Here is a 21,149-nt window from a genome sequence, read left to right as displayed (position 1 = left end):
TTAATTATTTTTCTGAAGTACTAATGTAGACATGGATCTTAGATCGTGTACATTGGTAGATTTTAGAGGTTCTAAAAATGACAATTTATGATCATTCATAATAGAAGTGAGTAACTCTGGAGTAAGTAAAAATCGATCCGACTCATCTCCTAACCGATATACACCTTCATTTATATGCGATATGTTGTCTTTTATTCCAATGTTAGATGTCATTCTTATAAATAGAGTTCCTGTTGGTTTCAAGACACGTATAAGTTCTGAAAACATAGCTGTAAAGTGATCTGTACCAGAAGCAAAATGTAGCACAGCGCTGCAAATAATATGATCAAAAAAATCATCCTCATATTTGAGTGTTTCTAAAGAGGATACACCAAATTTAGTATCCCAATCAGGATATATACTTTTTATATATTTGATCTGTTCTACATCTCGATCTACTCCATAGATATTAAACTTATTTTTATAGAACCAATGTATGTTTCTACCACTGCCACATCCAGCATCCAAGATCTTATCTTGTGATGAATACCTATCTTTTAATAATTGATCTAATAAGTAGATATCGATATTACCCAGTTCTGATCTTAAGTTTTGAATGGTCATCATAAAATATACTTAGTTGTAACATTTGTCACAGTTTTTATTCTTCTTCTAAGATAAATTTGTTCATCAATAACTCAAAATATTGAGGATGAAAATACGTAAGGGGATTAAATTTTTAATTGTCTGTTTATTATGCATAAGCATTACAACCATAATAATTCTTCTTATTGAATTCTTTAAAATCTAATTTTATATTATAAACTATGAAAAAGAACATGGGAAATACCGATCGTATTCTGAGATTGATTGTTGCTGTTACAATTGCGTTACTTTATTATTTTAATATTATTCAGGGTACAGTGGCATATGTTTTATTGGGATTAGCAGGAATATTTGCTGTGACTGGTTTTGTTAGTTTTTGCCCTTTATATTCACTTGTAGGTTTAAATACCTGTAAAGTAAAGAACTAAACTTGATTAATAATGTTGCTTACAAACCTGCCATATACTTAAATGGCAGGTTTTTTTTAGATACTATTCTATATTTTTAAATTATGAAATTAGAAAACAAGGATTTTCTTTTCGTTTTTATCCAGTTTGTACTCTTTTTAGTATACATAATTGATCTAAAAATAGTAAGTGTAAGTTGGTTACCATTTCTAGATAAAACAGGTTTGTTTATACTTATTATGGGCATTTTAATTGTGTTAGTTTCTTTAGTACAGTTAAATAAAAACCTATCACCTTTTCCAACACCAAAATTAAATTCAAAATTGATTAAGACAGGTCTTTATAAATTTATGAGACATCCTATTTATACAGGGATATTAGGCATTGCATTCGGGTATGGGTTTTATATAGGATCTATTTTTAAATTGATGATAACTACTTTTATTTTCGTGCTTTTTTATTTTAAATCAAAATACGAAGAAAAGAAACTACTTGGCTTTTTTTCAGAGTATGAAGCATATAAGAAAACTACAAGCCGTTTTCTACCAAAGTTTTTCTGATTTTTTTAGTAAATAAGCAAAAAGATCTATCCAGTGTAACAAAGGTTACTGACTTTTTAGATATGATTTGAGTTGTTTGTATAAAATTGAATTGTACAATGAATTGGATATTTCAACCTTGGCCTTGGTATGTTTCAGGTCCATTAATTACCGTGGTTATGGTTTTACTGCTTATAACAGGAAAAAAATTAGGAATGTCATCAAACCTAAGAACAATTTGTACTGTTTGTGGAGCAGGAAAAGTTGCAGGTTTTTTTAGATTTGATTGGAAAGCACAGCGCTGGAATTTAGTTGTTGTTGCCGGTATGATCTTAGGAGGTTTTATAGCCAATAATTATTTATCGGTTGACACAGAAATTCATTTAAATTCAGAAGTTAAGAGCGATCTTATTTCCAAAGGTTTTTTAGATGCAGGAGAGAGTTACATGCCTGCTCTACTATTTTCTGATGGGGCCTTTTTAGATTTCAAAAGTTTACTGATCCTAATTATTGGAGGGATCTTAGTTGGTTTTGGTACTCGTTATGCTGGTGGTTGTACTTCTGGTCACGCTATTTCTGGATTGAGTGATTTACAAGTACCTTCTCTAATTGCTGTTATCGGTTTTTTTATAGGAGGTTTGATCATGGTACATATAATATTCCCTTTAATATTTTAAACAGATGCGCACAATTATATATTTAATTATTGGTGTTTTTTTCGGAATTGTTCTTTTTAAGTCCGAAGCGGCTTCTTGGTTTAGAATTTATGAAATGTTTCAGTTTGCATCATTTCATATGTATGGAATTATAGGATCAGCTATTGGACTTGGTATTATAGTAGTTCAAATTATTAAAAGAAAAAAGATAAAGTCTTTTTCGGGAAATCAAATTGTCATTTCATCCAAAGAAAGAAGTTTTTTCCGTTATATGTTTGGTGGTATTATTTTTGGTTTAGGATGGGCACTTGCAGGAGCTTGTCCAGGTCCAATGTTTGTTTTGATGGGTGCTGGTTATCTACCAATTATTATAGTGATCTTGGCCTCAATTTTAGGAACATTTTTATACGGTTTGATAAAAGATAAGTTACCTCACTAATTATAAAAAAGCTCATTCTTAGAAACCTTATTCTGCTGCCAACAGTCAATATTATAAAAAGTCGTTTCTGCAATGTTAGTTAATGCTTCTGTAGTTGCAAATGCCTGATGTGGCGTCATTAAAACATTAGGTAAGTCTATAAGCTGTTGTAATAAGGAGTCATCTGGTTTATCGTTAGAATGATTATAGAAAAATAAATTGTGCTCATATTCATATACATCAGCGGCATAAGCAGCAATTCTATCCCATTTTAGAGCTTCTATTAAGTCTAATGTTTTTACTATCGCGCCTCTAGCAATATTTATAATATAGACCTCTCTTTTCATGAGTTTAATAAGAGCTGTATTAATCATATAATTAGTTGTAGAATTAAGAGGTACACTTAGCATAATAACATCCGATTTTTGACATAAATCTTCTAATGATACATATTGAATGTTATTTTTTTTTGCAAAGCAACTATCCTCATTAGTATCAGTCGCGATTACTTTGCATCCAAATCCAACTAAAATAGTTGCAATTATTTTTCCAATTCTTCCGGTTCCTATAATACCAACAGTTTTATTATAGAGATCAAACCCAATTAAATTACTAAGAGAAAAATTATAATTAAGGAACTGTTGGTTTGAGATCATCAGTTTGCGATTTAATGCTAATAATAGAGCGATCGCATGTTCTGCAATCGCGTTAGGTGAGTAATCTGGAGTATTGGCAACTTTAATACCCAGTTTTTTTGCTGTTTTTAAATGAATGTTATCATAACCGGCGGATCTTAAAGTAATATGTTTAATTCCAAACTCTTTTAATAACTCTAATGTTTTGGAAGTACCATCATCTGCAGAAAAAATAGAAATCACATCAAATCCTAAAGCCATCATAGCTGTTTTAGAAGTTAATCTTTCCGGAATGTATTTTATTTGGTAAACATTCTTATTTGCTTTTTCAAGAAATGGAATTTCAAAATCTTTAGCACTATAGATCAATATCTTCATTGGTGATTTCATCTTCAACTATTAATAATTTTTGACCTTTAAGCGCCCAAATCAACACTTTTATATAATCTCCGGTCGCTTTTTTTATGTTTTCTGGTTCTGTAATATCAATAGATCCTTTCCAGATTAATTCTCTTTCTTTATCTGGACAGATACAATATAAGGAGGTTTCTGCGTGATAAATTTCATATTCCTCGTAGTAGTCATTTTCATAATAGATACTTTGGTTTTGATAATAATCATCTTTAAAGTTTCTAAAATCTTTATCCATATTTCGGTAGGCATTTACTACCGTTACTTTATCCTCTATAGCAACTACTTTTGATAATAGGATAGCATCAAAACCTGCTTCCAGAAGTTTACTTTCCATAGCTAGTAGTTCTTTTTCGGTTTTTGGCGAATTGGTGAATGATTTTTCAAAGAAATCAATGCTTTTTTCTGATTTGACACCGTTTTTCTTAAGTGAAGCGGTAAGTTTCTTTTCGAATACCTTTCGTGCATCAATGTCAGAGGTAATTCCTATCACCAATACTTTATTAGCTTCAAAACTATCTATATCTGGATTTTTCCAAACTTCTACAAGTTCGCTGGATGAGCAACTGGTTAAAATTATAACTATAATTGTTAAGTATACTTTATTTAGCGTATTCATAGGTCTTAAATTTAAGTGAAAAAAGACATGAGTTATTAGAATTCCTTAATTGTATTATACTTTGCTTTATTTTTTTTAAAATAATCTCTTATCAAAGCTTTGGTTTGGTTCTCAGTCAAGCTATCTGATTTAAGAACAGCTTTTACCTTTTTGCTGAGGTCTCTATAATTTTCATCTATTTCTTTTTTGAATTTTTCACCAGCTTCGGCGGGTCCATAAATCACTATAGTATCAGAGTTCTTAATAAGAGGAATGATCTTTTTAAAATAAGATTTGAATTGATGTTTTTCGCGTTCTAAGAATTTGCTGTCCTGAACAACATCTTGTGGTCCACCTTTCATTCTAGTTCCAGAACCTCCATGAATTCGATAATCTTCTATTTCAGAAAAAATTGTTGTCATTTCTTCGTTATTTTCTTTTACGTTGATGATATAAGCTTTTTCCTTATCCATCCATATTCCTACGTTTTTCATAATTGTTGGGTGTTAATTTTTAATATCGTGTAACGCTAGTACTGGTACTTTAGAATAGTATCCTAAATTTTTGACCATAGGTCTAGAAAATATACTTCCGAAGAAAGAATGTTTCCTGTTTATAAAAGTAATCAGATCACTATTTCTACTTTCTACAAAAGCACTGAGTCCTCCTTTTACATCTACATTATGTAGCGTGTGAAATGTATGAGGGATATGTTCAAAATACTCTTTTAATAAGTTTTGATTGTTTAATTGCTCTTCATCCAAGGAGTCTTCTTTAGAAACATGTAAAAAGCGTATAGCTGCATTGCTAATTTTAGCAATTTCTATTAGATATTGTAGTTCTCTACGTTTTACCTGCATTTTATAATCAGTAGGAAACACAATCTCTTTTGGTTCCGTATAGAGCACATCTTCTGGGATTGCCATTACAGGACAGGTTCTTATTTTTTCCATGACCAAAACAGTGTTACTACCATAAATTATATCACTAGCATTTGTAGCTCCTTTAGTTCCCATAATGATCATTTCGATATCTTGTTTGTCCACGATAGTTTTTTATACCATCGAGCAAACTATTAAATTGAGAGATCATAATAAACTTGTGATTAGAAGAATCATCTCTAAAAGAAAGACGTTTTAATATTTTTTCTAATCCCTTTTCTGATTTCTCCTTTGCTTCTTCATAGATCTTTTCTCCAGGTTCTGGAATCATCATACTTTCTAAGGCGTATCCCGTAGCATTAAAAACATTGAGAATGTAAAAATCACATTCTTCATTTTTATATAATTCAATTGCATAACTTATCGCGTTCCAAGCGTTTTTAGAAAAATCTGTTGGTAATAAAATTTTCTTTTTCATTAGATAAGTTTTTAAAGATTAATGAGATAAATATATAAGCTACTTTAGCTAAAAACTATGACATTTGTCAGATCATATCAGGGATTACTAAAAACGGGACAGATGGATGGAACCCTATTTTTTTGATAACCGGTTCGTGAGTTATGTTTTCTATTAAACTATGTTTATAATTAATCATAATGACTAAATTGATATCAAATTCATCAATAAAATCATTGATTAATGTAGTTTTTTGCCCGGTTTTAGAAATCCAATGAATACTGTGCGTAAAATTTATAAGATGTTTCTTTAACATGTTATAGTTGTATTCTTGTATGTCGTCTAATTTATTTTCTTCATTGATATGAAAAATTCGCAGATTAGAATTAAATAAGGACACAATACCTAATAAAGGCCTTATTTCTTTTTCTAGATAAAACCGTTTAAAATCAGTAGGGAAAGCGATGTCCAAGGGTTTTTGGAAATCAAACTCATTGGGAACAATTAAAACAGGGCATTTTTTTATTTGTTGTATCACCTTTACGGTGTTACTTCCCATAAAAAGAGTAGTAGTATTTGTAACGCCTTTTGTACCCATAACTACTAAATCAATGTCTTTATTTTTGATCGTTTTATTAATGGTTTCAGTCAAACCTTTTGAAATAGAGATCGTTTCGAAAGTATGTTTAAAATCTTCGGAATCTCTTACAATTGAATGGAATGTTGTTGCTAGGGAGTCACTGGACTTAGTGCTTAACTCTTGATATAAATCATCTCCTTTGCTAGTATCAATTCTTCCAGTAAGTAGTGGTGTGTTAACTTCGAAAGTATTTAGTATATAAAATTGACAAGGCTGATTCTGAAATAATCTTGTAGCATAAAAAAGAGCACTGTATGCATTGTTTGAAAAATCTGTGGGAACAAGTATTCTTTTCATCTTTTTTTGTTTTATAGATCTACGATAAAAGTATTTCTAAAACACTCAGAATACTATGACAATTCTCATACTTGGGGTGAAATATAAAATCAATTTATGACTTAGTTATCCAAATACATATTTCGATGATTATATATGATCGGCAGGAATGACTAAAATGGGAATTTTAGTGTGTGATGTAATTTTTTTGACAACTGATTCTCTGGTTAAGCGTTCCATAAAATTATGTTTATAGATAATCATTGCTAATAGATCTATTTCTAGGTTTTCTATAAAAGATTGGATCCCATTTTCTACATTAGAAGATTTCGGTATTACCTGAAAATTGAAGTTTACATTTTTAAAAAAACCTTCGAGAGTATTGGTGTTATAATGTTGTACAGTATTTAGCTTTGATTGATCATGTACGTGGATCATTTCTACAGTAGCGTTATTATTTTTTGCTAAATCAACTATTGGCTTTATTTCTGATTTATAATATATTCTTTCAAAATTTGTAGCAAATGCAATGTTTTTGATTCCGTTAAAATTAGCGCCTTCTGGGATTATAAGTATGGGACAATTAAATTCACTTTCTAATGTCTGGTTAATATTACTACCTATAAAAAAATGCTTTGAACTTATAATTGCTCTGGAGCCCATCAGGATGATATCAAATTTATACTGTGCAGTCATTTGTTCTAAAACTTTGGCCAATATACCAGGTTTAGAAACTGTTTGAAGTGTATGATTTTTAGAAATTGAGAGGTCTTTTATGTCTTTTAAAATTGTTTTTAATCGTTCTTGCGAATTGATCTTAATAGACGTATAGAAATGACCTACTCTTTGCGAACTTACTGTAGTTACTAGTTGAGCTGCATTAAGATCATATGTATTAAGAATGTAAAACTCACAGGGAATGCTCTTGTATAATTCAGTTGCATATACAAGAGCATTCCAAGCTTTTTTAGAAAAATCAGTTGTAACTAATACTTTTTTCATTGTTCTAAATAATATTGTTAATGGTCGGATTATTCTACAACCATATCTTGATTCTCCTTTTTTCTGTTTTGGCTATTTTTTTTATCTGTTCCTATTCTTTTTTCTGAAGGAATTATTAAAAAAGGGATATTTGCGTGATGTGCAATTTGATTGATAACAGGTTTAAACAATAAGTTCTCAAAAAAGGAATGCTTGTTATGCACCATAACTAGCATATTTATGATATTCATTTTTTGGAAATCTTCAATTGCTTCTATAACATCCATACCATCGGAAATATGAAAAATATGTGCATTGTCTGTAAAATAGGTATCTATAAAATCTTTTATATTTTCTTGATTTTGATTTAAAGGAATCCCATAATATGCATTAAGTACATGGAGTCTTGAAGTGTGGTTATTGCATATCTCTTTTATAAAAGGAATATATTTGTTAGTTGGACTAAGGTAATAATCTGTAGGGAACAGAATTTCTTTTGGTTCTTCAAATTCGAAACCAGAAGGTACTGCTAATACAGGACATGTTACATTTTTGATGGTATACATGGTATGAGTTCCTATAAATATCTCTTTGGCCCCTGTTGTCCCCTTGGTTCCCATTACTATTAAATCAATATCATAGCGATCTACAGTATCTTTAATCTCATTGATTAACATATTGAAAGCAGAAATTCTTTCAAAACTATGTTTTGGATTATTGAACTCCTCTTTTGCTTTAGTTTCAATATGTTCGATCTCTTTATTAGAGTTCATCATTGCGATATCTTCCAATCCATATGGCATTGGATTTTCTATAAGATATCCAATAGTATACGATGCTGGTGTAAAGGTGTGAAGTAGATAAAATGTGCATTCTTCATTTCTGAAAAATTGCATGGCATATCGTATCGCATTATATGCGTTATCAGAAAAATCAGTTGGTAATAGAATCCGTTTCATAATTCAATTGTTTTAATTTCGTTGTAAATTTTGCAAGGTTAGAAAAGGTATTTTTATGTGTAATCCGATCTTGTCGATAGTGGATTGATATAATACACATTCCAGGTATGAATGTCTGGAGTTTACCATTACTAATAGGTTGATTTTATTTTCTTTAATAAATAAATTAATAGCCTTAGTAATATTTTTGTCATCGACAGTATGAAATAACACCTCCGTATCTGGTAAGCTTTCTCTTATAAATTCTTTATTATCTTCTTGTCTAATAGATAGTTTCTCATACTTAGATACGTGCAAAAAATTAATTGTAGATCTAAAACTTTTAGTCAATGTGCTAAGTAGTTTTAATTCTCGTCTTTTATAGGGTAACATATAATCCGTTGGGAAGAGAATGTTTCTTGGTTGCTCGTATTTACAAACTTCAGGTATTACTAATACGGGGCTTTTTACATATTTAAGTACTTGTAAAGTGTTACTCCCAAAGGTGATGTCACGATCATCTGTTTTGCCTTTGGTACCCATAATAATGATATCGATATTTTCTTGTTCCACGAGTTCATTAGCTTCATCGATGAGTGTTCCAAAAATTGATAAAGTTTTATAAGTATGTCTTGGGTTTGGAGAAATCATCTGCAGTTCAAATAGTATTTTGGCTAATGTTGAATCAGAATTATCGAGTGTCTTTTTTTTCAATTCTTCTAAATCCAAACGAGAAGCTAGTTTGTTATGATCATATACTTCATCTGCATAGGCATGAAAGATTAAAAATTCACTTTTTTCATACTTAAATAGCTCGACTGCATATCGAATCGCATTCATTGCATTTTCTGAAAAATCTGTAGGGATTAATATTTTTCTCATTATCCTAACTATTAGTGTTGTTATTTGTTAACTCAAAGCTAGAAAAGAGCAGGTTTAGAAACTATGACTTTTGTCAGTTATCTATTTCTTTAAACGAATAGAAAAGGGTTTGTTTATTTGATTTTTAGAGGTTTAAATAAATTCCTTCTCGTTTATGTAGAGAGGTAAATTATTACTACATCGTTGGTGTTAATAATCATTAATTTCTACCAAATAAATAGTTTATTAAACTATTCTATTCCTTCTAGTTTAGAGGTCTTTTTTATTGTTTTGCTATAGGCTGTACTCATGCCTGATTCAGGAATTACTAATAAAGGTATTTGTGTATGGAATGCCATTTTTTTTATTACAGGTTCTCTCGTAAGCTTATCCATAAAGCCATGAGCGTAATTTAGCATAGCAAGTAGATAGACATCTAGCTCTTTAGTGAATACTTTTATTGATTTTGAAATGGATTCACTTTTTGTCAAGCTATGTTGGTAATAGGTAATGTCTTTAAAATATTTTTGAAGCATACTAAGATTGAACTTTTGCTCCTCTGTTAAGGAACCTTCTTGTTGCTGTATATAAACAATTCTAATAATCGCATCAAAAGATTTTGCGAACTCTATTATGGGCTGAAGTTCTTCTTTACTATAAAAATGAGTAAAATCTGTGGCGAATGTAATTTCTGATGGTTTAGAAATAAGTGTAAAATTTTTAGGAATGGCTAATACTGGACAACTTTTGATAGTATTGATAACCCGAACCGTATTACTACCCATAAATACTTCTTTTGTCCCCGTTGCGCCTTTAGTTCCCATAACAATGAGATCTATTTTTTTAGATTTCACAACCTCTTCTACAGCTTCTATTAAGGATCCAAATAAGGCTATGATTTCGAATTGATGTTTTTGATTGGGACTGGTATGTATAAAGGTTTTTTTTACGTGCTCTAGATTGGTTATAGCATTTGTTTTCACAGTATTTTCAATACTACGTTTAGAAGGGATATCAGAAACGTGTATTGATTCATAAATAATCTGACTATATATATTTAGTAAAAAAAAAGTACAGTCTTCATCCTTAAATAGTTCTGTAGCATAATCAATAGCGTTCCAAGAATTGTCCGAAAAATCTGTTGGTAATAAAATATTTTTCATAATCAGTAGTGTTATGTTGATATGCCAAAACTAAATCATCACTAGGCCTAAAACTATGACTTTTATCATAGTATATGCATACGGTCTTTTTGATTTTTGTATCTCAAATTAGATACTTATGATAGAATCTACATGTTATCATTGTGGAAACGATTGTGATGGATTAGGAATTACATATGATCAGAAAACATTCTGCTGCAATGGCTGTAAGACGGTATATGATATTTTTTCGAGTAATAATTTAGATTGTTATTATGATCTGCAATCCGCACCTGGTAATATTCCTAAAGAGATTGAAAAAAAATATGATTATCTCGATGCGTCTTCTATTGCAGAAAGATTAATAGAGTTTAGTGATGATACTACAGTAATTAGTACGCTTTATATTCCTGATATACATTGTAGTTCTTGTATTTGGGTTTTAGAGAATTTACATAAACTAGAACCTTCTATTATTAATTCACAGGTCAATTTTCTAAAGAAGACAGTTCGGATCACCTTTAATAAAGAAAAATCATCCCTAAAAAAAGTTGTCATACTTCTTAATTCAATTGGTTATGAACCATATATCAGCCTGGATGATTATTCAGAAGGTAAAAAGAAGAATGTCAGAAGTTTAATATACAAGTTAGGGATTGCTGGATTTGCATTTGGTAATGTTATGTTTTTATCCTTTCCTGAGTATTTTGAGGTATCAGAATATTGGTTAGAACAGTATAAACAGGTATTCCGTTGGCTAATGTTTGCCTTCTCGTTACCGGTTGTTTTCTATGCAGCTAAGGATTATTTTATTTCTGCATATAAAGGACTAAAATCTAAAATATTGAATATAGATGTACCTATAGCGTTGGGTATTGCAGTACTTTTTCTACGAAGCACTTCTGAAATTATATTTGATTTGGGAACTGGCTTTTTTGATAGTTTGACTGGGTTGGTGTTTTTCCTATTGTTAGGTAAATTTTTTCAACAGAAAACCTATTCTTTTCTGTCTTTTGAAAGAGATTATAAATCCTATTTTCCAATTGCAGTTACCAGATTAGTTCATACTAAAAACAATAAAAAATATACTGAAGAGGGTATTCAGGTGTATGATATCAAAGAAGGTGATAGATTGCTTATACGTAATGGAGAATTAATACCAGTAGATGCTATATTAATTAAAGGAGAGGCAAGGATCGATTATAGCTTTGTAACCGGAGAAAGCGAATCAGTTCCTAAAAGATCTGGTGATAAGCTCTTTGCAGGAGGCAAGCAATTATATGGAGCTATAGAAATTGAAGCGACAAAAACTATAGAGCAAAGTTATCTTACGAGTTTATGGAGTAATGATGTATTTAAAAAAGATAAGTCTATCGGTTTTACTAACCTAACAGATACTGTTAGTAAATATTTCACAGTTATTATTTTGAGCATTGCTATAATCACAACGGTTTTTTGGTTCTTTATTGATATCAATAAAGCTATTAATGTTTTTACTGCTGTTTTGATTATTGCTTGTCCTTGTGCATTAGCCCTAGCTAGACCTTTTGCTTTGGGAAATATGTTGAGGATTTTTGGAAAAAATAAATTTTATTTGAAGAATGCAGATGTAATAGAGCAATTAGCTCAAATGGATAGCATAATATTTGACAAAACAGGAACTATTACAACTAATACTGAAAGTAATATTGAGTATCAAGGAATCGAGTTAACTTCTGAAGAAGAATCATTGCTTAAGAATAGTCTAAGAGCATCTAATCATCCGCTAAGTAGAGCATTGTATAAAATATTAGAAGATCACGATATATATACGCTTGATGAATATCAGGAGCACATAGGAAAAGGAATTGAAGGTAAGATAGATGAAAGTACGATTAAGATAGGTTCTTCAAACTTCGTTGGGAATAATCAATTTTCAGAAACACAAAACACCAATGTGCACGTAAGTGCGAATGATGAATACAAAGGGAGATATATTTTTCATAATCAATACAGAAAAAATATTAGAAATGTTTTTGATATTCTTAATAGTGGATATAAACTATCTATCCTATCTGGTGATAATGAAGGAGAAAGAGAACATTTGGAGCAAACACTTCCGGAAAATACGGTATTACTATTTAACCAAAAACCAGATGATAAATTAGATCATATTAAATCCTTGCAGGAGTTAGGGCAAAAAGTAATTATGATAGGTGATGGCCTTAATGATGCAGGTGCTTTGGCACAAAGTAATGTAGGGATTGCTATTTCCGAAAATGTGAATGTTTTTTCTCCAGCCTGTGATGCTATTTTAGATGCTTCGCAATTTGATAAAATTCCGCAGTATTTAATGATTTCTAAAAAGACAATGAGGGTCATTAAGTCGAGTTTTATTTTATCTTTCTTGTACAATATTATAGGGTTGTATTTTGCTGTTACTGGACAACTATCACCCATTGTAGCAGCTATACTAATGCCGTTAAGTTCTATTTCTGTGATTATTTATGTAACTATTTTAACCAATTATATCGGAAGAAAGATAAAACTCAAGGAATGATGTATAGATCAGATGATCACAATCCAATAGAACATTTCCAGAAATGGTTTTTTGAAGTGGATAAATCATATCCAGAAGATGAAACGAACGCCATGATATTATCAACAAAAGGTTTGGATGGCTTTCCTAAAAGCAGGGTAGTATTACTTAAAAAAATTACGTGGGAAGGGTTTATATTTTTCACAAACTACAATAGCGAAAAAGGAAAAGCTATTTTAAATGATAACAGAGTTTCTTTGTCGTTTAACTGGATAAAATCAAAGCGTCAGATACTAGTTTTAGGGAGTGCAGAGAAGCTTTTAGAAAATATGTCGGAAGGATATTTCGAATCTCGTCCAGAAGAGAGTAAACTAAGTGCTTGGGCATCTAATCAAAGTGAAGTAATCGTTTCTCGAAATGTATTAGAGGAACGTTTGAAAAAATATAGAATTCAATTTAAAAATAAAGAAATTACTAAACCGGATTATTGGGGTGGATATATTGTAAAGCCACACTATTTAGAATTTATGAAACAAGATCCGATAGCAGATGTTATCAGTATCGTTAATTATAAAATAACATTGGACTATAGTTGGCAAAAAGAAGTAAAGTTAAAAAAAGGGGGTAGGGTTTAGAGGATATAAAAAATAAAACTGAATTATGGAGTTTATGCCAAAATTCAGTTTATAGTTTTATCGTTCAACTTGGTAAGTGTACCGTTTGTTCCCAGTAATAATATTTCCTTCATAATCGTAGAATTGCGTGATATAATTTACGAATCTGCTATATTGCGGAGTACCACTATTTCGTGATATGTTTCGTATGTTTTGTAAAGTTCTCATGATGATTAGTTTTGATTGATGAATAATTAGATTTCCGAATTACCTATAACGTCTTTTAGCGTTCCAGATATTTCCATTTGTATTTTTTAATTTTTTAGTAATTTGATTGCTGTCTAAGGCTCTCATAATATTTTGCTTTTTGATTGAATTAATGATTGATTGATGAATATTTTGATTGTTATGGATTATCTATACCGTCTTTTAGCATTCCAGATATTTCCGTTTGTGTTCTTTAATTTTTTACTGATTTGATTACTGTCTAATGTTCTCATAATGTTTTGTTTTTTGATTGAATTGATGATTGATTGATGAATACTTTGATTGTTGTGGATTATCTATACCGTCTTTTAGCATTCCAGATATTTCCGTTTGTATTCTTTAATTTTTTACTGATTTGATTACTGTCTAATGTTCTCATAATGTTTTGTTTTTTGATTGAATTGATGATTGATTGATGAATACTTTGATTGTTGTGGATTATCTGTATCGTCTTTTAGCGTTCCAGATATTTCCGTTTGTATTCTTTAATTTTTTACTGATTTGGTTGCTATCTAATGTTCTCATAATTTCTATTGTTTTAAATTGTTATATACCTACTAGACGCAGATGTTTGTATTTCGTTACAGTACTATGTATAAAAAGGTACTATTTTAACATATTTTAACGAAAACACTGGAGATTTGAGGTGTTTTTTGGCAAAAACGAAAGAAATTTAACTGTTGATTTTTTAACTAGAGTAGAAGAATATGGTGATAACTTTTGCTGAATTAGCAATGATTGCTCTAAATTTAGATACCTATATATAAGTATCGGTTATAATATATTGGTACAGTTTTCTTACCGAGGTATTATATCTCGAGGAATAGGTATTTATAGTATTATAATATTGAAGAGTTTTATTCTTTAAGATCAGTTATCCATCGCATTCCACTTTTTGTCAATCGATAATTCTTAAATGTTTTAGCTTTAGTTCTAATCCAAAAAGAATCACCCTTATAAGAACCTTTAAAAATGAATACGTTATCATCTAATTGATCATAAGTAAATGAATTTGCTTTCTTTTCTGGATCATTATATTCATGAAAGCCAATGGTCTTTTTTATTGTATCCGCTTCAAAGAGAAAATAAAGTTGCTTTTTATCTTCTTGAATTATTTTTAAAGTTTCTGGTCTATAAGAACTACCATTAATGGAAATGTTCTTCCATCGAATATTAGTAGATTTAGGTATGGTATCACCATTTATTAACTGAATTTCCACTTCGTGAAACCCTGTCATACTAGGATATCTATTTGTTGTCTGACTCTTAATTCTATTAGAGAAGTTTATAGAACTAGAAACTGTAAAATATAGTAAGATACAAGCTTTAAGAATATATCCGATTTTTTTTGTTTTTGGGTTAGTAAACAGTGGTTGTTCAATAATCGGAGCTGTAGACTTGTTAAGTATAAAAAATTTAATCATCCTTTTCAGGTCATTACTAATTAGTAAAATAGTCATAAATAAAAGATGAATAGCGAACATTTTTACTCTAACATCATAGCCAATGTCAATAATTACTACATTGATCATGGCTATAAATAAAATAAAAGCACCTATAAACGTTGATCTCCTAAATAATAAAAGGATACCACCTATTACTTCTACCCAACCAGTGGTCATTGTATAGAATTTAGAATAACTCATAAATGTCCATAGATAACTCATACCATTATGATTGCCAATCGTATTTTCTAATCGATCCAGATCCATCTCGCCAAACTGAAGCATAAAAACCTTTGATAGTCCATAGATTATAAGAGTTAACCCAATATGATATCTAAGAATGGTTCTGGTAAGAGTTTTTAATTTTTGATTATAATTAAGTTTAAATTTAGTGTCTATGAGCATCCAAGCTATAGTACCAATTATAGAAAGCAGGGTAATTAATAGAAATCTACTATAGTCATATTTAGAATCAAAACCATTGAGAAGGTTTTGTCTATCAAACTCCCAATTAAGAAAAGTTTCTCCAAACCAAACAGTGATCCCTTGCCAAAAAGAAATATCGGAGGTATCTAGTTCTCGTATATATTCGAATCCATATGGATATATATAGAATAAAAGGTATAGAAATATAAATCGTAGAAAAATTTTGCTAGATAAACTCCAATGAGGTGTTTCTATATGGGTCATTGTTTGATTGTTTGATTGATGAAAATCATAAAAATACAATCTTACTCCATATTTATCCTATATGCAACGGATCTTTTTCACATTAAATAGTACGATCTATATTTATTCATTACATATTTATAGGATTTTAGAACATTTGCCTTATTTAGTTTGTTGGGGACTTATAGCAATATATTTTATTGTAATTTTCCCATAAGTCCCCAACCATTTGCTTTATCTATAACTACACAATGAATTGTATTATTACCTTTTTTAAGTGGCATGTATAGTGTATTGGTATTAATATCTAAGTGTCCCATATATTGAACTCCTTTTGTTCTAAATCCATTTTTACCTTCAAAAATGATTTTACCGTTTAAATAAACTAGTATTGTATCACTATAATCAAATGAGAAAAGTTTTGTTTCTTCTTTTTCCGAATAAACATTTGTAAAGGCAATGGTATAATCTTCGGTATTTTGTTCAAAGTTGCCAGAGGAAGTTTTTTTAATATACTTGGAAATAGGTAATAACCCCGATTTTTCTGCGGTAACAGTAATGTATTCTTCCTTTAAAAAATTTTTAAAATTAAGATTTTTTCGATCGAATAGTTTTGCCTCAGTAATTTTCCATTTTTTTATAATGTTGAGGTCGGTTGGTGTTTCTTTAGTCTTTTCAGGTACTTCACTAGATTCTTTTGGGGTTATTCTAAAATTAGAAAACCTGTTAGTGAATAGGGCAAATAAACCAATTTCACCTGATATATTATCTGTTCTTAAGTTATAAATGCTCATCACTTTTTCATTGTTTACAAAAATTTTAGCTTGGTCATTATTTACTTCTATACGAAGTGTATTCCATCCTTTATTCTTAAATAATACGTTCGCTTGGTGTTCTCTATATAACTGCCAGTTAGATTCATTATTAAAAATAGGAGTGTATTGTATCGCATCTGCTTGGTTTGTTTTGTGAAGTCTCATATAAACTTCTTCCATGGTATTATCCTTCTTTCTAAAGGTAATTCCTGCAAAACTTCTAATAGTGTTGGCATATACATCAACCTCAATAGAACCATTGGTAAATTTCTGATTCTTTACAGTAATTCTTCCTTTTTTTAATACAAGGGTTTCTCTATTGTCGAATTTTTCGAAAGTAGCTTCTTTTGTAGTATTCCAGTTGGAGGCGATCATTTCAATTTTTGTTTTAGAGCTCTGTGAGAAGGAGACTAAAAAGCATAAGGATAAGATGAATGATGAAGAAAGTTTTATCATGATTTTTTATTTGCAAATATCTGATTGAATTAGCTTAAATTCCGTATCAATTTACAATCAAAATCTATCATTTTGGTAATTTTTTCTATATGTTGTTGGACTTGTTCCTGTTAATTTTTGAAAAAAACGAGTCAAATTATTTGGCTCACTGAACTGTAAGGCATCAGAAATTTCTGCGATAGTTTTATTAGAATAACGTAATTCTGTTTTTATTTCTAGAAGTAATCTATTGTTAATTATTTCTCTTGTAGTATGTTTAGTATATTCTTTCGCTAACGTATTAAGTTGATGCCGTGTAACATTAAGTAGATTGCAGTAATCCGCTACTGCATGTAGGTTTCTAATGTTCTGTTCTAGCAAAGCCTTAAATCTATAAATTACTGTATTAGATTGTGTGTCTGGAGAGATATGGTAGAAATTAGAATATAATCGATTTAACTTAGATAATGAAAAATATAGTAAAGAACGTAATATGTGAGTACTATCGTTTTGATAATTACTTATTTCAGTGATAATTTCGTTAAAAGCGATTTTTATAATATTAAAATCAGCATCTTTTAAACATAAATATTGAGGATATTGTGTGTTGTAAAAATACTGTAATCGGTAAGTAAACAGAGCATCATTAAAAAAATCAGATAAAAAATCACTTTGAAATACAAGATGAAATCCTTTTAGTTGATTTAGAGAAACTCTGCAGCTTTTAGTCTGAAAAGGGGAGATAAAGAAAAAGCTATTATCTGCTATTTCTATAAGATGTCCATTTAATTCAATGACTCCGTTTGCTTTTTCAAAAATCATAATCTCAAAAAAGTCAGTAGTATGAGGCTTGGGTTCAAAAAATACATTTGCATTATTTTCGAATCTATGTAGGTCCATCAGTAATTCGAATCCATACTTTCTTTTTTCAAAAATAAATTTTCTCAAACTATTATTTTTTTATCTAAAATGAGAATCCAAGCATTTCGTAACACCATAAAAATAAAATAAATTTTATAGCAAAGTCGAAATTCTTTATTGCTTAGTTCTCAATAATCATTTTTATCAGTTTGTTGATATTATGATGATTAATGTAGAAATGATAACTAAGGTTAGTATATAATAATTATGTACAAAAAGTCCGCATAACATTAAAGATTCACTATCAACCGAAGATTCAATTAAACCACTTGTTGTTGAGCTGTTATAATGAATTAATCTTTTTTGATTTTGAGAGATACTCCATTTAGAATGCCAGAAATTATCATAGTTCCACCTGTAGTTGTTCCCGTTAAGTGAAATAGTAGTTCCGCTTCCCCAGTTACTAAATTTAATACTCCCGATAGGTTGATTTAAATTCAGGTCTATGATGTGCGTTTCTGAATTAAAAAATCCCTTCTTTTCAAATTTGAGTTTGGTATCATTTAATTTTCCAATTGAAAAATTCTTAAAGGAATACTGATCGAATTCTCCTACGTTTTGGTTGTGAGATCGAAGTCTATACTTAGACGAAAAAAGATCTTTTTTCCAGTTAATTCTTATCATTTATTTTTTTTAGATACCTAAATACTAATATAGAGATGTTTTATTTATTGGTATATCGAAAGTAGTATTTGTTACATTTTAATTCTTTAATTTTTGATTGGATACTTAGATAATATTGATAATTAATGTTATAATAAGATACGTCCAAACCTTAAATAATAAGGGTTGGACGTATCTGTTTTTAGCATTACACTTTTTGTGCTTCCCAAGCAAATTTTTGAAACGCTTCATCAACCGGTGTGTTGGCGATATGATTAGTATAATTACTAATTACCTTCTGTGATAGTCCTAAAATAACTTCTAACACTTGTCTTTCTCCATAACCAGCAGCATAAAATGTATTTAAATCTTCTTGTGTTACATGTCCACGGTTACGAACTACTTTTAGAGTGAAATCGTGTAATACTTGCAGTTTTTCGTTAGGCATAGCTGTTCTATTTCTAAGAGCTTCAGTTAGTGCAGAGTCTACTTTCATCATATGAGCAATACCTGTATGAGCAGGAACGCAATAATGACATTCGTGTTCTACATTAATTGTTTGCCAAACTACCGTAAGTTCTTCAGCATTAAATGATGAATTTTGAAAAGCACTGTGTAATGTTTTATAAGCTTCCAATACTTCTGGAGCAGAAGCTAAGACAGCATGTAGACCTGGTAACATACCAAAAGCTTTTACAGATTGTTCTAAAGATGCTTTACTCTCTTCTGGTGCTGATTCGATTGTGTTTACTTTTAACGTTGTCATGATTTTAAATTTTATTGTTATATATAATTATCTTTTATAACTAAATGATCGTTTAGTTATGATTTAAAAAAAATGCTACAAATTGTTAAATGTCATTTCGATATAATCTTCAATTTCTTTTTTACTATTTACTTTAGATGCAGCAGCAAGACCATGCTTGGCTAATAATAAAAAGTTAGCTTGTTTTAAAATGTCATTTTGTTTTTTGGTCTTATCGGCACTTAACTTGTCAATAAACAATTCTTTAAGGTCTTCCATGAATTTAGTCATCTCGTCATTGATTGATTCGTCCTCTTTTCCAACGAATTCGTTATAGGTATTCGTTACCAAACAACCCTTCTCACTACCTGGTTGATGACAAATTTTTACAGAGTCATAAAAGAATTCTTTAATATCCTCTATACCATTAGATGAGTTCTTAAATTTTTCAAAAATGTTATTAACCTTTCTTTTGTAGCTTTTTAAGCTTTCTAGAAATAGGCCATGCTTACTACCAAAACTCGAATAGATAGAAAATTTATTAATACCCATTTCCTTTTCTAACATCTGCATGGAAGTACTCTCATATCCATTACGCCAGAATAAGTTCATAGCTTTATCAATAACTTCTGATTCTATATATTGTTTTTTTCTTGCCATTGTTATATTAAAACAAGACAAAACTAAACAATCGGTTAGTAATAAAAAATCTTTTAACTTTTATTTCTGAAGTTTAATGTATTTGGCTCCCTGTTTACTAAGAAATTATTGTTTGGAAAAATCGAGTTATATGATCTCTTTGCATTTGTAAGACTCATATACGTGTATAAATTGTTATCGCTCTTTTTTAATTTTCTTCTATAGTAATCAATTTGTCCGAATTAAACATGGCAGCAGGTGAAATTACTTTTTCATCCATTGGTATATTTGTTCCATAACGTTCTTGCATTTTGGTTTTTACAATTTTATGACTTAAATCGAAATCAGATAGTCTTTGAAGTTCTCCAATTTCGATTCCTGTTGCTTCTTTATATATTTTCCATACAAGTTCTGAACAATACATCTTATCATCGGACCATTCAAAGTATAGATCATAGGACTTACCGTTATATTGCGAACCTATCTTTTTCATGTTTTTTATGGTCGAATTAGTTAATATTTTACTAGCATTTCGCAATCTTTTAATGACGTAATGGTTGTCTTTTCCACGATCAATCCATTTTGATAGAGGTGTTTGTTTTACGGGTTGGACTGCTTCATAAACAAAGTATTTTCCATCATTTTCATAAATCATTCCCATATGACTATATTTCGAATTGGTTGCTAATTGAATAGCTTTGCTTTGATTTGATTTTGAAGTCTGAAAAATTATATCACCATTCTGAATTTTCTGTTCAATCTTAAAATTCTCTGGAACAACAGCATTATTTTTAGTTTCTACAGTGGATCGATACATTTCTACTCCCCAATAACCAATAAAAATTAAGATTCCAACGGATACTATTGCTAAGAGTATTTTTTTCATTTGTATTATGATATTTTGCAGGTTTAGATATGAAATCATAGACTACAGATAGAAGTCTATGATTTCATATGTTTTATGATAACTAATTTATTAGGTCTGATAGCAGGGCTCGAACCTACGTCCATCCGGTCCAAGAGCCGGACGCTCTACCACTGAGCTATATCAGA

Annotated in this window: 25 protein-coding genes and 1 tRNA gene; 6 read left to right on the top strand and 20 right to left on the bottom strand. The window is 30.0% G+C overall.

What is annotated here, in order from left to right:
* Nucleotides 1-606: a bifunctional 2-polyprenyl-6-hydroxyphenol methylase/3-demethylubiquinol 3-O-methyltransferase UbiG gene (locus tag NMK29_RS16470; RefSeq protein WP_234424208.1), complete on the bottom strand. Its 606-nt coding sequence runs from the start codon at nucleotides 604-606 to the stop codon at nucleotides 1-3.
* Between the two features lie 200 nt (nucleotides 607-806).
* Between NMK29_RS16470 and NMK29_RS16465 the strand changes: the two genes are divergently transcribed.
* The 4 genes from NMK29_RS16465 (at nucleotide 807) to NMK29_RS16450 (ending at nucleotide 2,626) form a co-directional block, all read left to right on the top strand.
* Nucleotides 807-1,013 (top strand): DUF2892 domain-containing protein, encoded by a 207-nt coding sequence (locus NMK29_RS16465; RefSeq protein WP_108801973.1) that lies wholly within the window; start codon nucleotides 807-809, stop codon nucleotides 1,011-1,013.
* A gap of 83 nt (nucleotides 1,014-1,096) precedes the next feature.
* Complete coding sequence (locus NMK29_RS16460) at nucleotides 1,097-1,552, top strand: isoprenylcysteine carboxylmethyltransferase family protein (RefSeq protein ID WP_108801972.1); 456 nt, start codon at nucleotides 1,097-1,099, stop codon at nucleotides 1,550-1,552.
* Nucleotides 1,553-1,650: 98 nt separating this feature from the next.
* The gene (locus NMK29_RS16455) at nucleotides 1,651-2,208 is read left to right on the top strand and encodes a YeeE/YedE family protein (RefSeq protein WP_108801971.1); all 558 of its coding nucleotides are present in this window, start codon (nucleotides 1,651-1,653) and stop codon (nucleotides 2,206-2,208) included.
* A gap of 4 nt (nucleotides 2,209-2,212) precedes the next feature.
* Nucleotides 2,213-2,626, top strand: coding sequence for a DUF6691 family protein (locus NMK29_RS16450; protein ID WP_108801970.1), 414 nt, complete (start codon nucleotides 2,213-2,215; stop codon nucleotides 2,624-2,626).
* Here NMK29_RS16450 and NMK29_RS16445 read toward each other — a convergent pair.
* The 10 genes from NMK29_RS16445 to NMK29_RS16400 all read right to left on the bottom strand — a co-directional run bounded on the left by NMK29_RS16445 (nucleotide 2,623) and on the right by NMK29_RS16400 (nucleotide 10,446).
* Entirely contained in the window at nucleotides 2,623-3,630 is a 1,008-nt protein-coding gene (locus NMK29_RS16445; RefSeq protein ID WP_234424207.1) for a 2-hydroxyacid dehydrogenase, read from the bottom strand. The genes NMK29_RS16450 and NMK29_RS16445 overlap by 4 nt on opposite strands.
* Nucleotides 3,599-4,270, bottom strand: a complete 672-nt coding sequence (locus tag NMK29_RS16440; protein WP_108801969.1) for a hypothetical protein — start codon at nucleotides 4,268-4,270, stop codon at nucleotides 3,599-3,601. The genes NMK29_RS16445 and NMK29_RS16440 overlap by 32 nt, the downstream gene beginning before the upstream one ends.
* Nucleotides 4,271-4,305: 35 nt before the next feature.
* Nucleotides 4,306-4,743 (bottom strand): hypothetical protein, encoded by a 438-nt coding sequence (locus NMK29_RS16435; protein ID WP_108801968.1) that lies wholly within the window; start codon nucleotides 4,741-4,743, stop codon nucleotides 4,306-4,308.
* Nucleotides 4,744-4,755: 12 nt separating this feature from the next.
* Nucleotides 4,756-5,295, bottom strand: a complete 540-nt coding sequence (locus NMK29_RS16430) for a universal stress protein (RefSeq protein ID WP_254097235.1) — start codon at nucleotides 5,293-5,295, stop codon at nucleotides 4,756-4,758.
* Complete coding sequence (locus tag NMK29_RS16425) at nucleotides 5,255-5,608, bottom strand: universal stress protein (protein ID WP_254097233.1); 354 nt, start codon at nucleotides 5,606-5,608, stop codon at nucleotides 5,255-5,257. The genes NMK29_RS16430 and NMK29_RS16425 overlap by 41 nt, the downstream gene beginning before the upstream one ends.
* Before the next feature lie 67 nt (nucleotides 5,609-5,675).
* Nucleotides 5,676-6,524, bottom strand: coding sequence for a universal stress protein (locus NMK29_RS16420; RefSeq protein ID WP_108801966.1), 849 nt, complete (start codon nucleotides 6,522-6,524; stop codon nucleotides 5,676-5,678).
* Between the two features lie 129 nt (nucleotides 6,525-6,653).
* Nucleotides 6,654-7,505 (bottom strand): universal stress protein, encoded by an 852-nt coding sequence (locus NMK29_RS16415; protein WP_108801965.1) that lies wholly within the window; start codon nucleotides 7,503-7,505, stop codon nucleotides 6,654-6,656.
* Between the two features lie 29 nt (nucleotides 7,506-7,534).
* Nucleotides 7,535-8,443 carry a universal stress protein gene (locus NMK29_RS16410; RefSeq protein ID WP_108801964.1) on the bottom strand — a complete coding sequence of 303 codons (909 nt, stop codon included), beginning with the start codon at nucleotides 8,441-8,443 and terminating at the stop codon, nucleotides 7,535-7,537.
* A 12-nt stretch (nucleotides 8,444-8,455) separates the two neighbouring features.
* Nucleotides 8,456-9,304: a universal stress protein gene (locus NMK29_RS16405; RefSeq protein WP_108801963.1), complete on the bottom strand. Its 849-nt coding sequence runs from the start codon at nucleotides 9,302-9,304 to the stop codon at nucleotides 8,456-8,458.
* Between the two features lie 230 nt (nucleotides 9,305-9,534).
* Complete coding sequence (locus NMK29_RS16400; RefSeq protein WP_108801962.1) at nucleotides 9,535-10,446, bottom strand: universal stress protein; 912 nt, start codon at nucleotides 10,444-10,446, stop codon at nucleotides 9,535-9,537.
* Nucleotides 10,447-10,564: 118 nt separating this feature from the next.
* Between NMK29_RS16400 and NMK29_RS16395 the strand changes: the two genes are divergently transcribed.
* Both NMK29_RS16395 and pdxH read left to right on the top strand, forming a co-directional pair.
* On the top strand, nucleotides 10,565-12,964 hold the full coding sequence (locus NMK29_RS16395) for a heavy metal translocating P-type ATPase metal-binding domain-containing protein (protein WP_108801961.1): 2,400 nt from the start codon (nucleotides 10,565-10,567) through the stop codon (nucleotides 12,962-12,964).
* Nucleotides 12,961-13,578: a pyridoxamine 5'-phosphate oxidase gene (pdxH, locus tag NMK29_RS16390; RefSeq protein ID WP_108801960.1), complete on the top strand. Its 618-nt coding sequence runs from the start codon at nucleotides 12,961-12,963 to the stop codon at nucleotides 13,576-13,578. The genes NMK29_RS16395 and pdxH overlap by 4 nt, the downstream gene beginning before the upstream one ends.
* Before the next feature lie 57 nt (nucleotides 13,579-13,635).
* On the opposite strand, the gene NMK29_RS16385 is transcribed toward pdxH, so the two are convergent.
* From NMK29_RS16385 to NMK29_RS16345, 9 genes are all read right to left on the bottom strand, one after another.
* Nucleotides 13,636-13,785 (bottom strand): hypothetical protein, encoded by a 150-nt coding sequence (locus NMK29_RS16385; protein ID WP_155839795.1) that lies wholly within the window; start codon nucleotides 13,783-13,785, stop codon nucleotides 13,636-13,638.
* 896 nt (nucleotides 13,786-14,681) lie between these two features.
* On the bottom strand, nucleotides 14,682-15,959 hold the full coding sequence (locus NMK29_RS16380) for a DoxX family protein (RefSeq protein ID WP_108801959.1): 1,278 nt from the start codon (nucleotides 15,957-15,959) through the stop codon (nucleotides 14,682-14,684).
* 176 nt (nucleotides 15,960-16,135) lie between these two features.
* A complete protein-coding gene (locus NMK29_RS16375) occupies nucleotides 16,136-17,209 on the bottom strand; it encodes a family 16 glycoside hydrolase (protein ID WP_108801958.1) in 1,074 nt (357 codons plus the stop codon).
* Between the two features lie 57 nt (nucleotides 17,210-17,266).
* Complete coding sequence (locus NMK29_RS16370; protein ID WP_234424206.1) at nucleotides 17,267-18,136, bottom strand: AraC family transcriptional regulator; 870 nt, start codon at nucleotides 18,134-18,136, stop codon at nucleotides 17,267-17,269.
* Between the two features lie 117 nt (nucleotides 18,137-18,253).
* Nucleotides 18,254-18,733 carry a hypothetical protein gene (locus NMK29_RS16365; RefSeq protein WP_108801957.1) on the bottom strand — a complete coding sequence of 160 codons (480 nt, stop codon included), beginning with the start codon at nucleotides 18,731-18,733 and terminating at the stop codon, nucleotides 18,254-18,256.
* Between the two features lie 187 nt (nucleotides 18,734-18,920).
* Nucleotides 18,921-19,478 carry a carboxymuconolactone decarboxylase family protein gene (locus NMK29_RS16360; RefSeq protein WP_108801956.1) on the bottom strand — a complete coding sequence of 186 codons (558 nt, stop codon included), beginning with the start codon at nucleotides 19,476-19,478 and terminating at the stop codon, nucleotides 18,921-18,923.
* A gap of 75 nt (nucleotides 19,479-19,553) precedes the next feature.
* Nucleotides 19,554-20,117: a TetR/AcrR family transcriptional regulator gene (locus tag NMK29_RS16355; RefSeq protein ID WP_108801955.1), complete on the bottom strand. Its 564-nt coding sequence runs from the start codon at nucleotides 20,115-20,117 to the stop codon at nucleotides 19,554-19,556.
* A gap of 187 nt (nucleotides 20,118-20,304) precedes the next feature.
* Nucleotides 20,305-20,982 (bottom strand): YiiX family permuted papain-like enzyme, encoded by a 678-nt coding sequence (locus NMK29_RS16350; RefSeq protein WP_108802313.1) that lies wholly within the window; start codon nucleotides 20,980-20,982, stop codon nucleotides 20,305-20,307.
* A 94-nt stretch (nucleotides 20,983-21,076) separates the two neighbouring features.
* Nucleotides 21,077-21,149: transfer RNA gene (locus tag NMK29_RS16345), tRNA-Lys, on the bottom strand.

Source organism: Aquimarina sp. Aq107 (assembly GCF_943733665.1).
Classification (GTDB): Bacteria; Bacteroidota; Bacteroidia; order Flavobacteriales; family Flavobacteriaceae; genus Aquimarina.
The sequence above is the reverse complement of the archived record's forward strand: the minus strand, read 5'-3'. Positions and strand labels throughout refer to the sequence as shown.

Coding starts and splice junctions, on each gene's coding strand:
- NMK29_RS16470 (WP_234424208.1), bottom strand. CDS start 606: ATGATGACCATTCAAAACTTAAGATCAGAACTGGGTAATATCGATATC.
- NMK29_RS16465 (WP_108801973.1), top strand. CDS start 807: ATGAAAAAGAACATGGGAAATACCGATCGTATTCTGAGATTGATTGTT.
- NMK29_RS16460 (WP_108801972.1), top strand. CDS start 1,097: ATGAAATTAGAAAACAAGGATTTTCTTTTCGTTTTTATCCAGTTTGTA.
- NMK29_RS16455 (WP_108801971.1), top strand. CDS start 1,651: ATGAATTGGATATTTCAACCTTGGCCTTGGTATGTTTCAGGTCCATTA.
- NMK29_RS16450 (WP_108801970.1), top strand. CDS start 2,213: ATGCGCACAATTATATATTTAATTATTGGTGTTTTTTTCGGAATTGTT.
- NMK29_RS16445 (WP_234424207.1), bottom strand. CDS start 3,630: ATGAAATCACCAATGAAGATATTGATCTATAGTGCTAAAGATTTTGAA.
- NMK29_RS16440 (WP_108801969.1), bottom strand. CDS start 4,270: ATGAATACGCTAAATAAAGTATACTTAACAATTATAGTTATAATTTTA.
- NMK29_RS16435 (WP_108801968.1), bottom strand. CDS start 4,743: ATGAAAAACGTAGGAATATGGATGGATAAGGAAAAAGCTTATATCATC.
- NMK29_RS16425 (WP_254097233.1), bottom strand. CDS start 5,608: ATGAAAAAGAAAATTTTATTACCAACAGATTTTTCTAAAAACGCTTGG.
- NMK29_RS16420 (WP_108801966.1), bottom strand. CDS start 6,524: ATGAAAAGAATACTTGTTCCCACAGATTTTTCAAACAATGCATACAGT.
- NMK29_RS16415 (WP_108801965.1), bottom strand. CDS start 7,505: ATGAAAAAAGTATTAGTTACAACTGATTTTTCTAAAAAAGCTTGGAAT.
- NMK29_RS16410 (WP_108801964.1), bottom strand. CDS start 8,443: ATGAAACGGATTCTATTACCAACTGATTTTTCTGATAACGCATATAAT.
- NMK29_RS16405 (WP_108801963.1), bottom strand. CDS start 9,304: ATGAGAAAAATATTAATCCCTACAGATTTTTCAGAAAATGCAATGAAT.
- NMK29_RS16400 (WP_108801962.1), bottom strand. CDS start 10,446: ATGAAAAATATTTTATTACCAACAGATTTTTCGGACAATTCTTGGAAC.
- NMK29_RS16395 (WP_108801961.1), top strand. CDS start 10,565: ATGATAGAATCTACATGTTATCATTGTGGAAACGATTGTGATGGATTA.
- pdxH (WP_108801960.1), top strand. CDS start 12,961: ATGATGTATAGATCAGATGATCACAATCCAATAGAACATTTCCAGAAA.
- NMK29_RS16385 (WP_155839795.1), bottom strand. CDS start 13,785: ATGAGAACTTTACAAAACATACGAAACATATCACGAAATAGTGGTACT.
- NMK29_RS16380 (WP_108801959.1), bottom strand. CDS start 15,959: ATGACCCATATAGAAACACCTCATTGGAGTTTATCTAGCAAAATTTTT.
- NMK29_RS16375 (WP_108801958.1), bottom strand. CDS start 17,209: ATGATAAAACTTTCTTCATCATTCATCTTATCCTTATGCTTTTTAGTC.
- NMK29_RS16365 (WP_108801957.1), bottom strand. CDS start 18,733: ATGATAAGAATTAACTGGAAAAAAGATCTTTTTTCGTCTAAGTATAGA.
- NMK29_RS16360 (WP_108801956.1), bottom strand. CDS start 19,478: ATGACAACGTTAAAAGTAAACACAATCGAATCAGCACCAGAAGAGAGT.
- NMK29_RS16355 (WP_108801955.1), bottom strand. CDS start 20,117: ATGGCAAGAAAAAAACAATATATAGAATCAGAAGTTATTGATAAAGCT.
- NMK29_RS16350 (WP_108802313.1), bottom strand. CDS start 20,982: ATGAAAAAAATACTCTTAGCAATAGTATCCGTTGGAATCTTAATTTTT.